The 1,234-nt window shown below is 63.2% G+C and carries 1 protein-coding gene; it reads left to right on the top strand.

The window, feature by feature from the left end; genetic code table 11:
* A partial coding sequence (locus DX909_RS29295) for a DUF1549 domain-containing protein (protein WP_128548872.1) occupies window positions 1-1,234 on the top strand: 1,234 nt, incomplete at both ends.

The raw sequence follows: 1,234 nt of genomic DNA, 5'->3' as shown, positions 1-1,234 counted from the left end.
GAAGCCGACCGGGCGACGCTGCTGCGGAGGGTGTCGCTGGACCTGACGGGGCTGCCGCCCACGGAAGCGGAGGTGCAGCGGTTTGTGAAAGATTCATCGCCCGATGCGTATGAGAAGGCGGTGGAGCGGCTGCTGGCGTCGCCGGCCTACGGCGAGCGGTGGGCGGGGATGTGGCTGGATCTGGCCCGCTATGCCGACACCAAAGGCTACGAGCGCGACCCGGGCCGCAGCATCTGGCGGTACCGCGACTGGCTGATCCGGGCCTTCAACGACGACAAGCCCTATGACCGCTTCGTAACCGAACAGATGGCAGGCGATCTGCTGCCCGGGGCCACCGACGACCAGTTGATTGCCACCGGCTTTCACCGCAACACGATGACCAACGACGAGGGCGGCACGCAGGACGAGGAGTTTCGGGTGGCGGCCGTCATCGACCGGGTCAACACCTCCTGGGAGGTCTTTCAGGGAACCACTTTCAGCTGCGTACAGTGCCACAGCCACCCGTATGACCCGTTTGTCCACGAAGATTATTACAAATATTTAGCCTTCTTCAACAATTCCCGCGACGAGGACGTCACCACCGAGACGCCGACGCTGCGGTTTTACAAAGGTTCAGACTCACTCAAGGTGCTGGAGCTCAGGCGGTATCTGACGCAACACACCCGGGATGAAGGCCGGATTCGGGACGTGATGCGCTTCGTCCGCGTCGTCGAGCCGAAAATCAATTCGCACGATTTCGACCAGTACGTCAATGCCTCGCTGCTGGATGCCAAGTTCTTCGGTGTGCAGCACGGCGGCTCGGCCCGGATCCGAAACGTGACCCTCACCGGCAAAAACCGGCTGATCGTCGCCTGGGGCACCAATGCCGAAAACGCCGTGGTCACCTTCCGTCAGGACAGCCCGACGGGGCCGGTCCTGCTGACGCTGCCCGTCCCGAAAACCGGCAGCGCGTGGCGCGATACGACCCAGACCTTCGCGCTCCCGGCGGTTTCCGGCCGACACCACCTGTACCTGACGCTCGACAGCCCGAAGTCACCGAAGGAATGGGTCATGTTCAAGTGGGTAACTTTTCAGGCGGCCCTGCCCGGCCAACCGGCCGACACCCTCGGGGAGATGGACCGCCGGCTGGTGGAAATTCTGAATGCCAAACCGGAAGCAAGCCCGGTCATGATCGACGGGACGGGAGACCTCGTCCGACGCACTCACGTTTTCGAGCGCGGCAACTGGCTGGTGA

The organism is Larkinella soli (genome assembly GCF_003703975.1).
GTDB lineage: Bacteria > Bacteroidota > Bacteroidia > Cytophagales > Spirosomataceae > Larkinella > Larkinella soli.
Note: the sequence above shows the minus strand (reverse complement) of the source record. Positions and strands in the feature narration are given on the sequence as shown.